Source organism: Ulvibacterium sp. (assembly GCF_028285715.1).
In the GTDB taxonomy this organism is placed as follows: domain Bacteria; phylum Bacteroidota; class Bacteroidia; order Flavobacteriales; family Flavobacteriaceae; genus Ulvibacterium.
The window spans coordinates 45,105-64,489 of record NZ_JANQOO010000035.1 but is presented as its reverse complement, the minus strand read 5'-3'; the positions used below and the strand labels follow the sequence as shown (position 1 = coordinate 64,489).

Genomic DNA, 19,385 nt, shown 5'->3' with positions numbered 1-19,385 from the left:
AGACATGTAAAATTAGTTTGACCATGTTCCCAAAAAAGCTTAACCTACGTTTTATGCCCTTGCTTTTGCTTGTGTTGGGACATACAATAACAGCACAGGTAACCTTGACCCACAATGTTGGGGAAATCGTAGCCAGTGCACCTTTTGCTTGCAGTCCATCCAAGCAGGCCAGGGTTTTTGACCTTCAGGACTTTGGGGTTGCAGAAAATGAGATGTTTGTTATCAATTCCCTAGAAATAGCATACCAGATTAAGCTAGAAGAAGATTTTGAAACTTTTTTACATTTTTATGTGTACGCGATTGATGACAATTTCCCGGCGTCCTACCCTCAAGCAATTCCGATTTCAAGAAACTTTCAAGTTATTCAATTGGAAACATCACCGACCTCAAATGGGCTGACCCCTGTAAAAATGCTGAAGATTGATCTAGATGCTCCAATCCATATACCTCCAAACATCAAAAAAATACTGGTCGAAATAGAAGTGAGTCGAAACCCATTTCATTTAGATATAGGACTTGACATAGAGGAGGATATATACCCCAATCGTTTTTATTTGGCATCTACCCAAGATGAAACGGACGCATCTTGGGTAGATTCAGGTGACTGCCCACCTCATAGCTATCTCACCACAGATGACTACGGATACCCAAATTCCCATTTTTACCTTAAAGTCTTTGGCAATACGGAGACACCTCCTGCAAGCTGTGCCACTCCTCCGATAAGCTATAGAGAACATGGTTGTGATACCGATAATGATGGCTTCTTGGAGTTTGATACTTCTTGGTTTAAGGATGCTGATCGTAGATTTGGATTTGTGGTTTCGTATTTTGATGGTCAAGGAAATCCGATTCCAGCTCCCTTTCCGGATACCTACACCAATAAAACGCGTCATTTAGAAGTGATTACGACAAGGACATTTAACACCTTTGCAGGGACATGTGAAGATGTTAAATTTTGGTTTATAGTCCATGACAGGCCGGATGCCATTAAGCCAACCGACCTATTTGCCTGTGACGAGGGGAATGGCTTTGCCACATTTGACGCCTCGTCAATCGAAAATCAAATAATTGGCGCGCAGACCAATGTAAGGGTTTCATATTATGATTCCAACGGAGATGAATTACCTAATTTTCCAGCTGCTTCCTATAGGAATCAGGAGCCTTACACCCAAACTATTACAGCAAGGGTGGAGAAGACATCTTTTCCCCGTTGTGAGAAAGAAACCACCTTTGATCTTATTGTGCAGCCGCGTCCGAAAGCTGGGCCTGTTCAAGATCTTATTGTCCCGGACGATGATGGCAATGGACTTGGTGAATTCGATACTTCCAACATTACAAGCCTCGTAGTTAACGGGCAGACCGGAATGGACGTTTCCTATTTTGATGCGCTAGGGTCTCCGCTTCCCTCACCGCTTCCTAACCCATTTGCAAATACAACACCTTACCACGAGGTCATTACAGTACGGGTAACCAACTCCTCTACGGGTTGTTTCAATGAGACCGCACTGAACCTTCGGGTTTCCAATACACCAATAGCAATGAATCCATCCGACATATATGGTTGTGATGAAGGAAACGGTTATGCTCATTTCGACGCTTCTTCAATCGAGACGCAAATCATTGGTACACAGACAGGACTCGATGTTGCCTATCTGGATGCCAATGGACAGGTACTGCAAGATTTTCCCTCAGTATCCTATAGGAACCAGAACCCCTATTCCCAGACCGTTACCGTCAGTATAACGGACCCTAACGACCCTACATTTCATTTCGAGACAGCCTTTGACCTTATTGTAAGTCCTATACCTGTGGCACATGCCCTCCCAAATCTTATCGTGCGCGACGATGACGGGTTTGCAGAATTCGATACCTCTGAGGTCGAAGGTGTGGTGGTCGGCAACCAAACCGGAATGGAAGTTTCCTACTTTGATGCCCAGGGATCTCCCCTCCCCTATCCCCTCCCGAATCCATATACCAATACGGTGCGCCAGATGGAGACGATTACCGTACGGGTCACGGACCCGCTCACAAATTGTTACGCCGAAACTATATTGAACCTACAGGTTTTGAACATCCCTTCCGTAGGAAGTCCACCCGACCAATATGCCTGTGACGAAGGAAACGGTTTTGGCCAATTTGATGTTTCCTCGATCCAGACGCAAATCATTGGTTCACAAACGGGACTGAACGTCTCCTATTGGGATGCCGATGGAAGGGAACTGAACAATTTCCCTTCAAACTTTTATAGGAACATTACCCCTTATTCCCAGACCGTTACCGCAACCGTGACGGACGATAGTAACCCAAAATTTCACGCCGAGACCACCTTCAACCTCATCGTAAGCCCCTTACCCGTGGTACATGCCCTCCCAGATCTTATCGTGTGCGACGATGACGGTATTGCAGAATTCGATACCTCCGAGGTAGAAGGTGTGGTGGTCGGCAACCAGACCGGAATGGAAGTTTCCTACTTTGATGCCCAGGGATCTCTCCTTCCCTATCCTCTTCCTAACCCGTACACCAACACGGCACCCTATATGGAAATGGTTATGGTAAGGGTTACCGACCCGCGTACCAGTTGTTATGTCGAAACCCCGTTGACCTTACGGACTTCGGTCTCCCCAAGTATACCACCCCTTCCCAATTTGTTTGCTTGCGATGAGGGAGACGGCCATGGCCTTTTTGACACCTCTGGAATAGAGACCTTTATACGTGGGGAGCGCAGCGAACTGCAAACCGTTTACCTAGATACCGACGGACAAGTATTGCCCAATTTCCCTTCCACTTCATACAAAAACCAGTTTCCGTATTCCCAGACGGTTACCGTTAGGGTGTACGAGGCTGCCAATTCCGATTGTTACTCAGAAGCTTCCTTTGATCTGGTCGTCATCCAACCACCGGCCCTAGATCTTCAGGAAACCTATTATCTCTGCGACCTCGAACCGTCCAGGACCATTACTGCAGCCCCCGATGCGGACTCCTGGACATGGGTCGCCGATGATGGCACTGTACGCTCCACTTCCCCCGAAGTAGAGCTTTCGGAGGAGGGCACTTACACCCTTTTTATAGGCAAAGTCAAAAATGGGATCAATTGCGAAAGCTCGACCTCTTTCAATCTGGTCCGAACAGCCCAGACCCTTATCCAGCAAGTGGTTACCGGGGAGGACTTTTCCAATGATGGCCATATACAGATCCTTGCTTCCGGGGACGGCCATCTCGAATATTCCATTGATGGGGAGCGGTATCAGGATGACAATATATTCTATGGACTTCCAGGAGGAATCTATACCGTATATGTCCGAGACCGCGATGGTTGTGGGCAGGATTCCAGGGAAGTTGTCCTCTTGAGCTACCCTAGGTTCTTTAGTCCCAACAACGACGGCGTAAACGACTATTGGCAAATCGAAGCCTTGAGGGATTTTCCCGATGCCGTGGTTCATATCTATGACCGTTACGGTAAGTTCCTAGGGCAGATTGAGTCGGAGGATATCGGTTGGGACGGTACCTTCAAGGGAAAGCCGTTACCATCATCCGACTACTGGTTCACCTTAGATCTTGGTGATGGGAGAGAGTACAAAAACCACTTTACCCTAAAGCGATAACCAAAAGGCCCCGGACCTTTTTTATTAAAACCAAAAGATCCCATGAAAAATACTCCAAAAAAAAGTAACTCACCTGTTCAAGTCGTCACTACTACAGATACCGACGCAAACAGCTGTATCAAGTTTTGTATCGAGAAGAAAGCTACTAAAGGCTTACAAAGAAGGCATTACCAATCCATACCTGTACTTTACCTTTAAAAAGAGGAAAGCTACCGTTTAATAAATCACGCAAACATCCGGGTATTCTACTTCGTAATTTTATCTCTAATAAACAGTTTACCACTGTGCATTTATAAAAGCCCAAATCCAAATCGTACATCTTGAAACCATCAAAGCACAACAACCACAAACTTTTTGAAAAATCCAGACCTACTACTTATGCGCTTGACCTTTCTGGTATTAGGCAAGATAGTAATAGCAAAAATACCAACAACTCGAAATCTGTGTTCCCCCATCCAATTCATCCGAATAGCAAGCGAACAGATTTCATCGGTGACCGAGAATTCCGGGGATTCTGCCACAGTACTGAAAAATGTAAACACCGCTATTTCCCCAAGGCTGGTGTTTACTTTCAATGCATTATTTGCAGTTTCTCCACAGGTTGCCAAAATACAGGCCGCTAGTGCCATTCATATTACTTCCGTTGAGTTTCCCACCCTTTTAGCGACACCCGTCGTGGACGGCCTTTTGATTTGTGGGGCCGTCCGGGCTCGGGAACAAATTCATTCACTTATGCGGACACTTCATTGGAACCCAAGATTCTCCAATGGGTGCTCCTAAGGAATACTTCATGAAAAGCGTATTCCATAGTATACAAATCCTAACCGACACTTGATATGCAAACTTTCCCCAAACACAAAGCGAAATACAAAAAAGCCACCTTCAGTACATATCCTAGACCCATTTTCTAATAATCCCTTACTGAAATTATGGTATTCGATTAGGTATCCCAAGGAATCAGTCAAAAAAATACCTCAATAGCTTTTATACCACCCATTAACCAATAGGAGCTACCGTTGGGATAATCTGGTCTCCACGGACACCATGTCCCGACTAAATTTGTCGTGGAATACTACACTGTTAAGGACATTGGGACATTGCTCAAGTACCCTAAGGCTAAACGCTTATATCATGTCCATCTTCAAACAAAACGGAAATACAGCAAAATAATGGGTTACCTGTTCCAAAAAACGGGTCTAACCCCAATGACGAGCAACCAAAAGGATACCATTGGAAATTGGCAAAAAACCCCGAACACTTTCCGACGAGGAACTGGTACGCAAGATCGTTCAAGTGAACGATCCGCTGCTTTTCGGTCATCTCTACGATCGCTATGCCCAAAGGGTATACAACAAGTGTTATGGTTTTTCCAAATCAAAGGACGAGGCCGAGGACCTTACGCAGGACGTTTTTTTAAAACTGTACCTAAAGTTGGACACCTTTAAGGGAAACTCCAAGTTTTCCACTTGGCTTTATGCCTTTACTTATAATTTTTGTGTGAATTATGTACGCAGAAAGCACCTAAAAAAAGTAGAGCATCCCTTGGAAAATGTTGGTGATGCTGATTTTATACCCCTGTTCGAGGTATCCGAGGAGCAGTTGATGCAAGTAAAGGCCAAAAGGTTAAAAAAGGCTTTGGAACTTATAGCCGTTGAGGACAAGTCCCTATTGCTGCTAAAGTATCAGGATGATGTTTCCATAAAAGAACTGGGCCTACTTTTAAATATAACCGAAGGCGCCGTAAAAATGCGTTTAAAAAGGGCACGGCAAAAAGTAATACGAGCATACCATAAATTGAAATAAATGACGGAAGAAAATAGAAATCCATTCAAGGAAATGGATCAATACCAAAAACCGGTTCCCCCGGAACTAAGGAAAAAAGTGATGCGAAACATAGCTCTGGCCAAGTTTATTATGGAAGTAGCATCGCTTTTTTCTACTAATTATAGTTCGGCCCTGGAAAATCTGTTCAAGACCAAGGGGCGGTACTGAACCGGTATGGAACTTAAGAACAAAACCAACAAGCCATGGAAGAAATCACCAAATGGAAAACCCTTACCTTGGAATCACTCAAGGAAATGCTGGACGGCGTCGTTGCCGTTCTACCGAATATTATTGGGGCGATTGTTATCCTAGCCCTGGGATGGCTCATTACCAAGGTCATTGAATTTTTGCTGAGAAGAATTCTGAGGTTTGCAAAAGTGGACCGATTGACGGAAAAAATCAATGCCATAAACCTCTTTGAACGAGCCCAAATAAAATTCAAGGTATCCCAGGTCGTCGTAAACTTTGTACGCTGGATCTTGTTCCTGGTATTCCTCATCATCGCAGCGGACATCATGAACTGGACCGTAGTATCCGAGGAAATCGGAAACCTCTTGCGCTATTTACCCAAACTTTTCAGTGCCATTGCCCTATTTATGATCGGGCTTTACATCGCGGATTTTATTAAAAAATCAATCAAAGGTCTTTTTGAATCCTTTGATCTTAGCGGTTCCCGAATCATCAGCGAAGTGGTGTTTTATTTTATCACCGTTTTAATTACCATCGCTGCCCTAAACCAAACGGGGATAGACACCACGATTGTTACCAATAACTTTTCCATTGTCCTTGGAGCCTTCCTTCTGGCCATTTCCATTGGATTTGGCCTGGGTTCCAAGGAAGTTATCGGTAAGCTGTTGCTGACCTACTATGCCCGGAAGAACTATGCCATTGGAGACTTGGTAAAACTAAACGACCTGGAAGGCGTGGTGGTGGCCGTTGACAATATTTCCCTTACCATCCGTACCGGCATTGAAAAAAGAACGATCATTCCCATCAAGGACATTGTAAACGGCACGGTAGAGGTTACCCCCAATTACGACATGGACAACGACTAAACTATAAGACCGGGTATAAGGTGGACCACTTTTACTATTTTGAAAGTCTATTGTACCTTCTTATCCTCCTTTCCGTTGTACTGCTTATCGTCTTCCTTGATGAATATGATGAGTGATTCTTCTTTTTCAAGCCCGGGGATGCAACTTTTTTAAAGTGTACTCCATCACGATGGGTTTATCCCCTTTGGCAATGCGGTTCCCCGGATTGGCAACATCTCCCTTTTCCTTGGTTTTTACAATGTTTAGGTTTGTCATGAAATTTTAAAACTATACATCATGATCATTAAAAAATCATCTATCTGTATTTTATTCCTGACCCTGGTCTTCGGATTCGGAAACGCCCAGGAGTCCAAAGCCGTCATCAAGGAGGTAGCCGCCCAATTTGTACAGGGAGCGGATCTGCAAAAAGGAGAAATGTTGGAACAGGTTCTGGAACCCAAATCCTTGCAATATGTGCTTATAGGCGGAAAGTTCAATACGTTCTCGGCCGAACAGTACATCGCTATGATTAATAAAAAGGAATTGGGCGGGAAACCTAGAAAGATTACCTACCAACATGCCGAGTTTTTGGGAAGGAACCTGGCCATAGTGGTGTTGAATGCCGTAAGTTCGGAATACGATTTTCTCTATCAGCTGTCCATGGCAAGATCTGCCAGCGGCAAATGGGAAATCGTTGGCATTACCACAGAAATCAGTGGGGTATGAGCTTGCGGTCTTTAAAAAAGTATGTGTTCTATACCTGTTTATGTGCGTTTACTGGTCTCTATGGCCAGCAAACCATAACGGTATCCGGTATCTCCTTTACCTATGCCCTGACCCCTACAGATTTGGAATGTACCGTAACGGCCCCAACCCAGGGTTGGGTCGGGGTAGGATTCAACGAAAAAAACACGATTGTCGGAAGTGACCTTTTGCTGTTCCATGTGGTCGACGGAAAAACCACGAGTACCGATATGTATGTAAAAGGACTTGGAAATCCGATAAAGGACAGTCATTTGGGAGGTCAAAATTCCATCCAAGTGCTCCATGGTAAGGAGGAGGGCCATAGTACCACGATCCGCTTTTCCATCCCTTTGAATTCTGGGGACCCCAATGACTTTATCCACGAGATCGGAAAGGAATTTTGGTTGATTCTTGCCTACTCCGTGGAGGACGATTTTGAGCACCATTCCAGGGTACGTAAACATATTCCCTTTAGGCTACTGGATGCCAATTGATGAAAATTCATTTTGTAACTTTCCTATGTGATTTCCAAACGCCACAAAACCAACATTGCCCTATACCTCATTTGGGTGGTAGCGGCCCTGTTTACAAGTACACAGTTGTATCTAAAGACCTTGGAGAGCGGTGGCACCGATAGTTGGTCCAAACTTTTCTTTATCCAATTTCTGGTCTGGAATATCTGGGGTGCACTCAGCCCCTTGATATTTTGGCTGGGCAAGCGATTCCGAATCGATAAACAGACCTATTACCGGGGCATCCTAATCCATATTGCATTTGCCGTACTCATCGTTTTGGTCTATTTGGCCCTATATTCCCTCATATGGAATTTTTTGGGCACCGGCTCTTTTAGTTGGGTGGCATTTATGGCCTATTTTAAACTATTTTTCCTCAACCTTTTTCATTGGCATTTTTTCATTTACATGGCAATTATTGGCTTGGTGCATGCTATGGCGTATCAAGACGAACTAAAACAGCGGGAGTACGAGGCCATTGAACTGGAAAGGCAATTGCTCATCAGCGAACTCAATACCCTGAAAGCGAAGCTTTCGCCCCACTTTTTGTTCAATACCATCAATAATGTCATAAGCACCATCGAACAGGGGAAAAATGAAGTTGCCTCGGGGATGTTGATCCGGCTCGGCGATTTTTTAAGGACTTCCCTAAAGGAATCAAAGCATAAATTTATACCCCTAAAAAAAGAGCTGGATCATATAAAACAATATCTGGAAATAGAGCGCTTTAGGAACAAGGCCTTGGAAGTGGTCATAAGGTCCAGTCAGGAACATGAACCTTTGCCCGTACCCAGCTTTATCTTGCAGCCCATAGTGGAGAATGCCATAAAACATGGTATCGCCAAAAGCGAATATGCCAATAGGATAGAAATAGGAAGTGAATTAAAAGCGGGTTTTCTTCGGCTGTATGTGTACAATGAAGGCCCTGGGCCCGCACAGGACCAAAACGAGCGTAAGGGAATCGGTTTACGGAATACGACGACACGGTTGGAAAAACTATATGCCGGGAAAGCATCGATACATTTGTTTTTGGTCAATGATGGAGTAATGGTAGAAATACAAATTCCGAGAATGTAAAATGAAGTACAAAACAGTAATTGTAGACGACGAGTTGGAAGCCCAAAAACGGCTTCTTCTCCATTTAAAAAAGTTCAGGGAAGTACAACTCCTGGACTCCTGCAAGAATGGAAAAGAGGCGCTCCGTACAATTAAAAAGGAGCGGCCCGATATTGTATTTATGGATATTGAAATGCCGGAAATGAATGGTATCCAGGTCTTGGCCAACTGTCCGGAACCCTACCCCTATTTCATTTTCGTTACAGCCTATGATCAATATGCGGTAGAAGCCTTTGAGCAAAACGCAGTGGACTATATTCTTAAGCCCTATACCCATGAGCGGATTGCACAGGCCTTGGACAGGGCCATAGGAATGATAGAAAAAGATCGCCTAGCTGAAATTACAGGGAATCTTAAGGATCTGGTTTTTTCATTTTCCCAAGGAATCGACGCACATCACAACAAGGAATATTTAAGACGGATAGCTGTAAAATCCATTGGTCATACTATTTTTTTGGATGTGGCCGATATTATCCTAATAGAGGCCGCCGATCAATATGTGGAGGTCAGTACCACAGGGAAAAAGTATACCGTACGGGAATCCATGGACAAACTGGAACGAAAACTAGATCCTAAGGCGTTCTTTAGGACACACCGATCTTACATTGTTCGGCTAGATCAAGTTATCGCCCTGGAAAATGTGGATAAACATATAAGCCTGGTGACCCTTAAGAACAACCAAAAAATAAAGATCTCCAATTCCCGAAAGCCCGACTTTAAACTACGTATGGGCACGTAATTCAAATTTGGGAAACTATATGCAACGTTTACACTTAATGGCACCTCTAGCCTACTACGCTACTCAGCTTAAACATAGGCAAGTACATGGACACCAGGATTACCCCGACAAAGATCCCTACGATAACAATGATCAAGGGTTCCATTAAAGTGGATAACAACTTGGATTTTTGTAGTACCTCAATAGCGTATTGCTGATTAAGACGTTCAAAGATATATTCGGTCTGGTTCGTCTCCTCGGCCACCTTTACAAGGGATACCATTTTATTGTCAAAAATCCGGGTACCGGACATACTTTCGTTGAGGCTTCGGCCTAAAAGTACGTTCCGTTCCACATGGGTCAAGGCTTCGTTCAAGGGATAGAAATCAATCATTTTTTTTACCAACCCTATACTGTTCAAAACGGGTACTTTGGAAGCTGTCAATAAAGCAACGGCCTGAGTAAACTGTGCCAAGTACACTGAGGTGATAAAGTTCCCCACATAGGGCAATTTCAACAACAAAAAGTCCTTTCGCCGCTTGAACCAAACCTTGTTCGAAAATGTTTTGCGCAAAAGGATTAGGGCGGTCAATGCCAGCAATACAAGCCATCCGAAATCCTTTATAAAGTTGGATGCACTTACCACCATTTTGGTCATGGCCGGAAGATCCACATTGTTCTGCCTAAAGATATCCTCGAACATCGGTACTACCATACGCAACATAAAAATTACGACCAGGACCGCGGTAAGCAAGATAATGATCGGATAGGTCAGGGCATTGATCAATCCCCTCCGCTGTTCATTTTTTCGGGCGAAGAACTTACCCAATTCCTCGGCAATTCGAGGCAAAGTGCCGGTTTCTTCACCGATTTTAACGGAATAGTATTCATACTCGGTAAAGGCCTTCTTTTTTCGGAGTATCTCATAAAAACTTGTACCGGAGACCAATGCGTCCACAATTTCGGCATAAAAGGACTGCATTTTTTCCTTTTTCTGATTTTCCTGTATCAAGGCCAGGGCATCCTTTAAGGTAATCCCTGCTTTAAGCAAAACCGCTATTTCGGTATAAAAATCTTCTTTCCGTTTGTTGCCAAAGGAGTTCCCTAAAATGGTAATCTCCTTCTTCAGCATACCGGAGAGCCAGTCGTTATCCGAAGTCTCTTGGGGTACCTGTATGTTTTGTTCCAATTTAAAACCCATACCTAGTGGTTCATGTACGTTGTGGCAGCGTTGTTCTTAAATACAAAAAGTGTTCGGTTACCGAACGCCTTGGTGGTTTGGAAATGTAGGGCATCGATTTCCCCAAGGCGACTTTCATTGTTTTCAAAAAGAAAGCGTTGCGATTCCCATTTTAAGCGGAATGTATCGATATCCTTGGTAATAAAGTCTTCTTCAAAACGATACGTCCGCTGACCTATTGCATTGACAAACTGCAATTCCCGGCTCTTTTCATTGTAGTAAACCCTATCGAATCGATTGAAATCGATCCAAAGGGATTGGCGCAGTAGATTAAACTCCGTGTTTCGTTCATAGTTCCCTGCTATCCCGTTCATTTGGTTCTGCACCAGCCGGAGTACCGAAAAGGCCATCCCCACCACCATGGTCGTAATCAGTAATACTACGATTATCTCACTTAAAGTAAAGGCGTTTATTTTCCGAAATCTAGTTTGCATATATGATTGATTTGCCTATCGTTTTTTGGGATAGCTGATCGGTAACCTCAAACCGAATTGTTTCCGTGCCATTCTGGTTTATGACTGTTACGGAAAACACGCAGTCCCCCATTTCTTCGTAATAGGGCAATCCCAGCTTTCCATGGCCATAGGCATAGATCAATTGGTTTAACCCTTCTTCCATTTGACGATCACTTCCCTTTAATGTATTCGAAAACAGATTGTTCAACAGCATGCTACTGATCATAAAAATGACCACGATCAAGACTGTGGCGACCAAGGTTTCCATTAAGGTCGATGCCTTTACCCGTTTTAATACAGCCATTTCATCGTTTTTTTATTCCCTGAGCTCGCCATAGGAAGACCCACATAGGTCAAGGGTAGTCTGCTACTATCCAAATGACCATCGTACAAATGGTTCTGATAGATACTTCCGTTCGCCAGGGCGATAAAGGCATCCGTGGTTACGCTACCCAACACTGTTCCGGGCAGCTCCAAGTTTTCCGTACAGTAAACCTGTCCGCGAACTAGGGCATTTTTTGAGATTTTTATTTGGGGGGTGTAGGTACGTTCTTCGGATTCGTCCAGATAAAGTACCACCCCATGAACTGAAGTTTGGTCATCGATAAAGAGATTGGCATTTCGATGCCTCCCCTGGGGCGTCCCTTTGCTTCGCTTTTCCTTTACAACTAGCGCGGACGGATAGGCCAGTTCGCAGTGCCTGCCCACATTTATTCTTTTACTGGCAATGGCCTGAAAATACCCTTTGACCCCGTCTCGAATCTCAATTTCAGGAGCGATAAGTAGCACATCCCTAAGCATCGCGGTGGGAAGAACCACAATTTTATGGGAGGCTATAATTCTGATATTGCCAGTTAGCGAAACACCTTCCAATTCCATGATGTCACCATTAATGTCGATTGTTGGGGAAGTAAAGGAGTTCTTTAATGTCATTTTGGGTCGCAACGAAACCGCAGATGCCCCATCCGGATTGGTACGTAACAATCGATTTATTTGCCCTGTAACCTCTTCTGGTATCTTGGGCATAGTGGCCTGGCTAAGTTTCTCCCGACCATACACCAGCCGACTATGACGATAGGAATTTCCGGAAATATTTCCCATTCGGATACCCTGTTGCGGCAAATAGGCGTCCCCCATAATCTTGGAATTTCCAGCAATGATCAAGGGTCTTTGTTTGTCCTTAAGATATAAGGCGGGCAAGCCTTCCGGGTAGTAATTTCCCGAAAGGGCAAGTTTTGAAAACGATTGTTGTCCCTGCTCGGCTAGGGAAACATATTTTTCGAAAATACCCCAATACGCTTTTTGAACCGTAATGGAAATGCCCGAGTTTTCGGTGGCAGGTACTTGGAGGATTTCCCCTGCCCTCATATTCTTTTGATAGGCATATTGCAGCCCATACTCTGTCCCTTGGATGACTTCTACCATCAAATCCGTCTTTTTTCCGAAAAAGCTGTGGGTATAGGAAATCAATACAAAGGCAAAAAGGAGTATAGCTATGATAGCCCCTATAAAGAGTACAAACTGCAAGGCCCCGGCCCTTATCTTTATAGGAGCTTTCATTGGGTCAAGGGTATGGTCTTTGCTTTTCCATCAAAGCGGACCCTGACTTTTTTCGGATCGCCGGAGAGCAACTTTACCTTTCGGAATACTTCATTTTTGGCCATGAGTTGTTGGTGGCCGTCAATCGTCAAAAAGAAAATCTCCTGACCGGAGGAGCTTTCCGCAATAAAACCGGTATACAGAATGTCCCGTTTGGGAAGCGTATCCTTTTTTTGAAACGTTCTTTTTGGTTTTTTGGGTGTAAGTGATTTGGGAAGCGTGCCCAAAAAGGGATCCCGGTAATTGGCCAAAATACTAAACGTATCCCTTTCCTGAAACTGGATAGGCTTGAATTTTTCCGAAGCAATGGGCCGTACAGTTGGGTCTGAATCCGGATTTACGGTCTTTATAACCTTAAATCCCAGGATACCCCAAATGGCCAGCACCACCGTCAACAATACATATGTTTTTTGATTCTTTTTCATCTTAGGGAACGTTAACGGTAAACTCAAACACTTCCGAGGTGTTACTCTCGTTACCTGCCCCATCAAAAGCTTGTACAAACCAGAAATAGGTATCATCACCTAAATTGGTCGTATACGTCTTATTGGCACCTAGTCCTTTTGTCTCCAACACCTGAAGGGCCTCATCCTTAAAAATGAAAATACTGTCCCGCTCAGCGGTTCCGGAAACATCTTGGCGTGTCCAAGCAAAATTCACCTCGGCATCATCCAGGGAAGCCCCGTCAGATGGTGAAGTAGGTATGGGAACATTGGGGGGTGTCAAATCCAAATTTTCATCGCCATTGATCGAGAAAATGGCACTTGTAAAAGGCGTTTCAAAACCACTGTTCAATCCTTGTATCCGCCATTCATAGCCCCCATTAAGTAGTAATAGGCGCTCCAGGCCGGTAGCTATTTGGCCCAAGGTATCCCGAACGATTAGACTATCCAGTACAATTTGTGCTGCGTTTTCAAAATTCGGCAGGGCTACCTGTATGCGATAGGCATCCACATCGGCAAGGCCATTCCAGGTCAGATTTACCGTATTTTGGTTTACTACGGTATTGTTCAGGGGAGCCACCAATTCCACCCGCTGGCCGGAAATATCAGGTACCTCCAAGATGTCCTCACAGGAGGTGAGGCCAACAAGAAAAAGGGCCAACCCCATAATCGTAAATAGTACTCTCATAGTTTTAAATAGGATTTGCTTTCATCCAGTTTATAGGCCTTGCGTTCCGTATTTTTGGGGCAGGAATCCCCATCACCCACCAGGGCCTCTATTTGCTTTCTGCCGTATTGGGTCTCCCCCCAACAGAATCCTAGACTACTATAGTCAAAAATCTCCATTTGGGAAAGGATTATTTCCTTGTCCAAGTTCCTATTTCTGGCTTTCAAGATCAGAATGCCATTTCTGTCGGTTTCCAAAAAAAGTCGGTCTGATTGCATCAAGAGACGATACGCTTCCAAATTAGGGTACAGGGCGATCTTATATACCAGACAATAGGCATCGTCCTTCTCCAAATAACTTAGTACACTATTGTTTTTCTCGCTGTTCAAGGCATCCCGTAACGCAATCTTGTCTGTAATCTCCAGACACAGATAACTGGATTTAGTACCCAGGGAATCAATTAATTGTATTTCCGGAACCATGCCCGAATTCTTCTTGTAAGCTGTGTACTTCTTAAAACTAGACTTCGTAAAGGGAACTTCCTTTACCAAAACAGCAATGGGACGTTCCAAGGATGGATGCCCTATGCGTTGGAAACTGGTGTGCAATAGGGATTGGCTTTGGTTCCCAATGGTTCCAAGCGATGGGGCATGCCGCTCAAAAGAGCTTACGTTCTTGAGCGAGGCACAGGAACATAGCAATACCATGAGGGACAATGATACAGAATATATTCGCATAAGTAGGTTTCTTACAAAGTATAACGATTTTATCCTTGAAGTGTTGTATCATTAGGGGTAAAAATATAGTCCCTGTTATCTTTTTAAGGTAAAATGCCCCGTAAAGGATTTCCCTTGCCCCAGCTCATAGCGAAACCAGTAGTCCGAGGAGGGCATGGCAACCCCACGGAAGGTACCGTCCCAGCCCGGGCCGTCCGGGAGTACCTGGGCGATCAGCTTTCCGTAACGGTCGTAGATATAGAGCTTGGATTCCAGATACCGTTCCGCCCCTATGATGTTCCAATGTTCATGGGAGCCGTCCCCGTTCGGAGTAAAGAATTTTTGGTAACCTAGCGCAATAATCTCCTTCTCTAGAGTACGACAAAGAAACTTGTCCCGGACATAGACGGTATATTCCCCGGGGAAGACCTCCAAGCTGTTGTCTTCCCGGTAGTTTTCCCCGTCCATGGAGTATTCGAACTCCCCCATACCAGTAGCCGTAACTACTATAGTGACACGGTCCCCGAAGCCGACGATCTCCGTACTAAAATCGTCCGGTGCGCCCGAGGAAATCACCTCGAAAGGGACCGTCCTTTCACAAGTGACCCCGTTTAGGGTCTCTGTGACCGTCAAGGAATAATCGTCTAGTTGCGCGATATCAAGGATGCGGCCCGTACCGATCTCTGTCCCGTTCCCGTCGCGCCAGGACCAGCTCTCAAAATCGCCCCCGTCCAAGGTAAGTTCGGGACTGTCCGGACAGATGACATAGGTCTCCTCCAATTGTGTCTGTGGTCTTGGGTTAATGATGAGCTCCAAGCTTGTTACATCATGGCAATCTTCATTATTGTTGTTCTGGATACGGGCATAGAGGGTCTCCCTGGTCGCTGTATTGGTATAAGCCGATTTCGGTAACGCGTTTACGTTGGCGTCCGCATCGGTTTGGGTGGCGAAGTACAGGACCATAAAGTCATTGGGATCCTGGCCGTCCAGCACCTCCGTGTCCTTGGCGGAAAGGTCTAAGGTGAGCATCCCCGTCCCGTCGGTATCACAGACAATAAGGGGCTCCGGTGCATGGGCCATGGGGGTATCGAAGACCTGCAGTTGGAACGTGCCCGTAGCGTAACAATCCGGATGATTCGCGTTCTCCATCCGATAATACAGGGTTTGCGGATTACCTGTATTTTGGTAGGTCCCTCCTAAGGCATTGATCGCGTTGTCCGCGTTCGCCTGGGATTCGTAAAAGGAAACGGAGGTACCGGCCAAGATCTCGTTGGCCTTCTCGGTGAGGTCAAAGGTATACCGCCCATCGTTGTCGTCGTCGCAAACCTGCCAATCCGATACCTCGGGCAGTACCGGCGTATCGAAGATATTCAATTGGAAGGAAGTGGTGTCATAGCAGCTGGCATCGGAGGTATTGGCTACCCGGACGTAAATCGTATTTTGGTAGGCGGTGGACAGATAGTCCATGGCATTTAGGGCATTGTTCCCGGAATCGGCATCCGCCTGGCTTTCGTGGTAGCTAAGGACCAGCCCGGCCGGGTTCTGGCTCCCAATGATCTCCGCCTCCGTCACTGTTAGGTCGAAAACGGCCTCGCCGTCGTTGTCATCGTCACAATGGTCCAGATCCTGGGGCGTATGGGCCACAACCTGGTCGATGACCTCCAGATTGAAACTTCCGGTCTCGTAACATTCGGGATAGGTGGCGTTCCCTATCCTAAAATATATCGTCTCCGGCGTCGCCGTGTTCGTATGGTTGGGGCCGATGGGATTTACTCCACTTTCGGCATCGGTCTGTGTAGTGTGGTAGCTTACCGAGAAATCGGCCGGGTCCTGCCCGTTCAGTGCCTCGCTGTCCTTGATGGAGAGGTCAAAGGTGAAAAGCCCGTCCGTGTCCGTATCGCAGACTGTCCAGTCCGAGACGGGATGCAGCTCGGGGGCCTGTTTTACCACAAGGTCGAAACTTGTGATATCGTAACAGTCTGTATAGTTACCGTTGGAGATCCGGGCGAAGATTGTCTCCACGGGATCCGTGTTCTCATACGTAGTGGGCAGGGGATTCGCCCCGCTTTGAGCGTCCGTCAGGCTCGGGTAGTAGGCTACAATATAATCCGTGGCGGATTGGGTGCCCAGGACTTCAACATCCTTTGTGGACAGGTCGAAGCCGTAGGCCGGATCCAAGCTACACACCTCGAAGTCCGGCGTTGGGTTCGCCGTCGGTGTTTCAGATATGGTAATAATCTCCGTTTCCACTTTGGTTTGCGAGGCTGTACTTGCCGTAACGGTAACCGTATAGGTGCCCGGGGCGGCATAGGTATGGGACGGATCTTCCACAGTAGACGTGTTCCCGTCGCCGAAGTCCCAGCTAATGGAAACTACCGGTTCGCTTAGGTTAAGTTGAAAGGTAGTAGGAGATCCCAAACAAAACTGATCCACTTCAAACCCCAACAGGAAAAAGGATTGGATAAATTGGGGCAATCCAAGGGTGCTAAGCCTGCCATTAAGGTCCACACTCTCCAGTACAAAATTACAGGCCGGGCCCGGTTCCTCAGGATTCTCTATGGAACTTAAAAATGGCCGGTTGGTGTTGGCGGCATAGATTTTTCCGTCAATCCCCAATTGCAGGCCCCTTATGGCCGTGAGACCCTGACCCATGTCATCATAGACTATTGTTCGAGAACCTACGATATCCGCGCTCTGGGTATCATACTGGTATAATATGCTCCTACGAGGTATGACATTTATGGCATCGGTAAGGTATAAAAATCGGCCACTTGGGGAAAATTCGGCCCCATAGTAGCCCTTGAACGAATCTTGATCCAGTTGTAGCGCATTGCTCACCCTACCCGTGGCATTGTCAAAATCAAAAAGCTCAACCACACCCAGTTGGAGAATACACGCCACCAGTTTGTTTCCTGTTGGTGAGACCTTCATGTAGCCTGCATAGCCTGAAGAAAAGAGCGTGGCATGCATACTCCCCACATTGGATTCTACGGGAACGGGATTAATGCCCGTTGGTGTAACCAGATAGGCCAAAAAGGCATCGCTGTCCCATCTGTGGGCCAGGACCCATATGTCCCGCTTGTTGGCATGTTGTACGGCAGTGAGTTTTTCGGCCACTCGCATTTCCAGTGTGATGTTCTTTTGGGCGGTGATATCTCCTAACCCGCCATCCAAATTCATGTCCAGGACGGAGTAATTAAGCCCTGGGCTCTTTGCTTCCTGCAGTACAGTAAGAACATAATAACGGTTGGGAGACTCCGGTATGGGGACTACAATGGCGGACTGGGTACTCGTCTCATTGCCCAAAAGGCCCGTACCGTTGGGCATCACCTGATGGTTTCGGTTCCATACATCGGTACCGTCCGTATAGAATAAAAGGTTACCCCCAGCATCGGAGACTGTGGCACAACCCTCAACCGTATTCAAAGCCCCGTCCGTAAGGGCCACGGGGGTGCCGGAATTGAAATCCACCCCGGCATTCCGTCCAAAATACCAGATGGCTGCCTCCCGCTGAGCATGTACGGCAATAGAAATAAACAAGGAAAAAACTAGGGGGAATACGTTTTTCAAGGTAAGGTTTTGGTTTAAGCACTATAATACGTTAAAAGTACAAAAATAGTGGGTAAAATACTACAAAATGAACCGGTTTTAGATGAAATGCAGGGGATTTCGATATGAGGAACTAAGAGTCGGTCAAAGCTGAATGCATTGATATTTTTCCTTAGAAAAATAGCTACAGATTATATTCTAAAAAATAACCCCATGCCACTATGAAGTTTCTAACAAAAAGAAATGCCTTTATTTGCGTTTTATAGGGTATTCTAATTGTGATATTTAAAAAAATACACTATTGACAATAAAATAAAAAATACTATTAACATCCAAGACCTAAAATTTTGAGCTCTAGTAATTTCTTTGGAAAATCCCTCGGGTTTGCGTTTCTTATTTTCGAGCCATATTCTATTCGACCTAATCAATAAAAGAGCTAATACACCACAAAAAATGGCATAAATCAAATTCTTAAAATCCATCATCTTCACTATCTATATTCAATTCAATCGTTTCTTTTAACTCTTTTCTTGTATGCCCTCCGCTACCGCCAGTTTGCAACTAGTGGTAGACTTAATATGATACACAAATCAACTATTATCCCCAGTTCCTCAGTAGTTGTACTGCTGTGGAAACGCCATTATACTATGGTCTTCAACATTTGGGGCACTACTGTAACCTCTGGCAAAATAGATCCTTCCTCTAAATAATAGAATCCATTTGTCTTTCTTTCATGTTTTACGCCCTGTTGCATACCACAATTTATAAAAAATTGTGCACCGAGCTACCTTCCGTTTTTAAGCAACAGCACCAATGCTTTGCCGCAGCAGTATAACTACTGCGGAGCTGGAAAAGAAATAAAGGGTAATGGTGTTTGCCATGACCCTTAACACTCTATTATTTACGCTGTCTTATTTATTGTGCCGCGGCAGTACAACTACTGCGGAGCGGGGAGTATCCTTCTTAAAACAACGAAGCCACAGCAGAAATGTCGTGGCTCCTTCTTTTCAAATTTAATTGCTTACTCTTTCCGCTACCAGTTACAAACTGGTAGTAGCGATTACTCTGGCGGCAGCTGGGGATTTCCATAGGAGGATTTGAAAATTGGATAAAGCTAAATGTTCCGGTGTTCGATCTTTTTAAAATTGCTGTCCAAAATGGAATAT

18 protein-coding genes are annotated in these 19,385 nt (G+C 45.3%); 9 read left to right on the top strand and 9 right to left on the bottom strand.

What is annotated here, in order from left to right:
- Window positions 1–23: 23 nt before the first annotated feature.
- The 5 genes from Q0993_RS18170 (at window position 24) to Q0993_RS18150 (ending at window position 6,481) form a co-directional block, all read left to right on the top strand.
- On the top strand, window positions 24–3,602 hold the full coding sequence (locus Q0993_RS18170; protein ID WP_299535790.1) for a T9SS type B sorting domain-containing protein: 3,579 nt from the start codon (window positions 24–26) through the stop codon (window positions 3,600–3,602).
- Between the two features lie 378 nt (window positions 3,603–3,980).
- Entirely contained in the window at window positions 3,981–4,382 is a 402-nt protein-coding gene (locus Q0993_RS18165) for a hypothetical protein (RefSeq protein ID WP_299535788.1), read from the top strand.
- Between the two features lie 450 nt (window positions 4,383–4,832).
- The gene (locus Q0993_RS18160) at window positions 4,833–5,405 is read left to right on the top strand and encodes an RNA polymerase sigma factor (RefSeq protein ID WP_299535785.1); all 573 of its coding nucleotides are present in this window, start codon (window positions 4,833–4,835) and stop codon (window positions 5,403–5,405) included.
- Window positions 5,406–5,594 carry a hypothetical protein gene (locus tag Q0993_RS18155; protein ID WP_299535782.1) on the top strand — a complete coding sequence of 63 codons (189 nt, stop codon included), beginning with the start codon at window positions 5,406–5,408 and terminating at the stop codon, window positions 5,592–5,594.
- 35 nt (window positions 5,595–5,629) lie between these two features.
- Window positions 5,630–6,481 (top strand): mechanosensitive ion channel domain-containing protein, encoded by an 852-nt coding sequence (locus Q0993_RS18150; RefSeq protein WP_299535779.1) that lies wholly within the window; start codon window positions 5,630–5,632, stop codon window positions 6,479–6,481.
- 126 nt (window positions 6,482–6,607) lie between these two features.
- Here the strand turns inward: Q0993_RS18150 and Q0993_RS18145 are convergent, their stop codons facing one another.
- Window positions 6,608–6,736, bottom strand: coding sequence for a hypothetical protein (locus Q0993_RS18145; protein WP_299535776.1), 129 nt, complete (start codon window positions 6,734–6,736; stop codon window positions 6,608–6,610).
- 21 nt (window positions 6,737–6,757) lie between these two features.
- On the opposite strand from Q0993_RS18145, the gene Q0993_RS18140 reads away from it, so the two are divergent.
- Genes Q0993_RS18140 through Q0993_RS18125 form a run of 4 tightly spaced genes read left to right on the top strand, consistent with a single transcriptional unit; the run spans window position 6,758 to window position 9,571 of the window.
- The gene (locus tag Q0993_RS18140) at window positions 6,758–7,186 is read left to right on the top strand and encodes a nuclear transport factor 2 family protein (protein ID WP_299535774.1); all 429 of its coding nucleotides are present in this window, start codon (window positions 6,758–6,760) and stop codon (window positions 7,184–7,186) included.
- Window positions 7,183–7,698: a DOMON domain-containing protein gene (locus Q0993_RS18135; RefSeq protein ID WP_299535771.1), complete on the top strand. Its 516-nt coding sequence runs from the start codon at window positions 7,183–7,185 to the stop codon at window positions 7,696–7,698. The genes Q0993_RS18140 and Q0993_RS18135 overlap by 4 nt, the downstream gene beginning before the upstream one ends.
- A 27-nt stretch (window positions 7,699–7,725) precedes the next feature.
- Window positions 7,726–8,793, top strand: coding sequence for a sensor histidine kinase (locus Q0993_RS18130; protein WP_299535768.1), 1,068 nt, complete (start codon window positions 7,726–7,728; stop codon window positions 8,791–8,793).
- Between the two features lies 1 nt (window position 8,794).
- Complete coding sequence (locus Q0993_RS18125; protein ID WP_299535765.1) at window positions 8,795–9,571, top strand: LytTR family DNA-binding domain-containing protein; 777 nt, start codon at window positions 8,795–8,797, stop codon at window positions 9,569–9,571.
- 46 nt (window positions 9,572–9,617) lie between these two features.
- Here the strand turns inward: Q0993_RS18125 and Q0993_RS18120 are convergent, their stop codons facing one another.
- The 8 genes from Q0993_RS18120 to Q0993_RS18085 all read right to left on the bottom strand — a co-directional run bounded on the left by Q0993_RS18120 (window position 9,618) and on the right by Q0993_RS18085 (window position 18,240).
- Window positions 9,618–10,751 carry a type II secretion system F family protein gene (locus tag Q0993_RS18120; protein WP_299535762.1) on the bottom strand — a complete coding sequence of 378 codons (1,134 nt, stop codon included), beginning with the start codon at window positions 10,749–10,751 and terminating at the stop codon, window positions 9,618–9,620.
- A 2-nt stretch (window positions 10,752–10,753) separates the two neighbouring features.
- Window positions 10,754–11,224 carry a hypothetical protein gene (locus Q0993_RS18115; RefSeq protein ID WP_299535760.1) on the bottom strand — a complete coding sequence of 157 codons (471 nt, stop codon included), beginning with the start codon at window positions 11,222–11,224 and terminating at the stop codon, window positions 10,754–10,756.
- Window positions 11,214–11,549, bottom strand: coding sequence for a hypothetical protein (locus Q0993_RS18110; RefSeq protein WP_299535758.1), 336 nt, complete (start codon window positions 11,547–11,549; stop codon window positions 11,214–11,216). The genes Q0993_RS18115 and Q0993_RS18110 overlap by 11 nt, the downstream gene beginning before the upstream one ends.
- Window positions 11,537–12,805: a hypothetical protein gene (locus tag Q0993_RS18105; RefSeq protein WP_299535756.1), complete on the bottom strand. Its 1,269-nt coding sequence runs from the start codon at window positions 12,803–12,805 to the stop codon at window positions 11,537–11,539. The genes Q0993_RS18110 and Q0993_RS18105 overlap by 13 nt, the downstream gene beginning before the upstream one ends.
- A complete protein-coding gene (locus Q0993_RS18100) occupies window positions 12,802–13,269 on the bottom strand; it encodes a hypothetical protein (RefSeq protein ID WP_299535754.1) in 468 nt (155 codons plus the stop codon). Before Q0993_RS18100 ends, Q0993_RS18105 begins: the two co-directional genes overlap by 4 nt.
- Window position 13,270: 1 nt before the next feature.
- Window positions 13,271–13,975 (bottom strand): hypothetical protein, encoded by a 705-nt coding sequence (locus tag Q0993_RS18095; protein WP_299535753.1) that lies wholly within the window; start codon window positions 13,973–13,975, stop codon window positions 13,271–13,273.
- Window positions 13,972–14,691, bottom strand: coding sequence for a hypothetical protein (locus Q0993_RS18090; protein WP_299535751.1), 720 nt, complete (start codon window positions 14,689–14,691; stop codon window positions 13,972–13,974). The genes Q0993_RS18095 and Q0993_RS18090 overlap by 4 nt, the downstream gene beginning before the upstream one ends.
- 75 nt (window positions 14,692–14,766) lie before the next feature.
- Window positions 14,767–18,240, bottom strand: coding sequence for a T9SS type B sorting domain-containing protein (locus tag Q0993_RS18085; RefSeq protein ID WP_299535749.1), 3,474 nt, complete (start codon window positions 18,238–18,240; stop codon window positions 14,767–14,769).
- Window positions 18,241–19,385 lie beyond the last annotated feature (1,145 nt).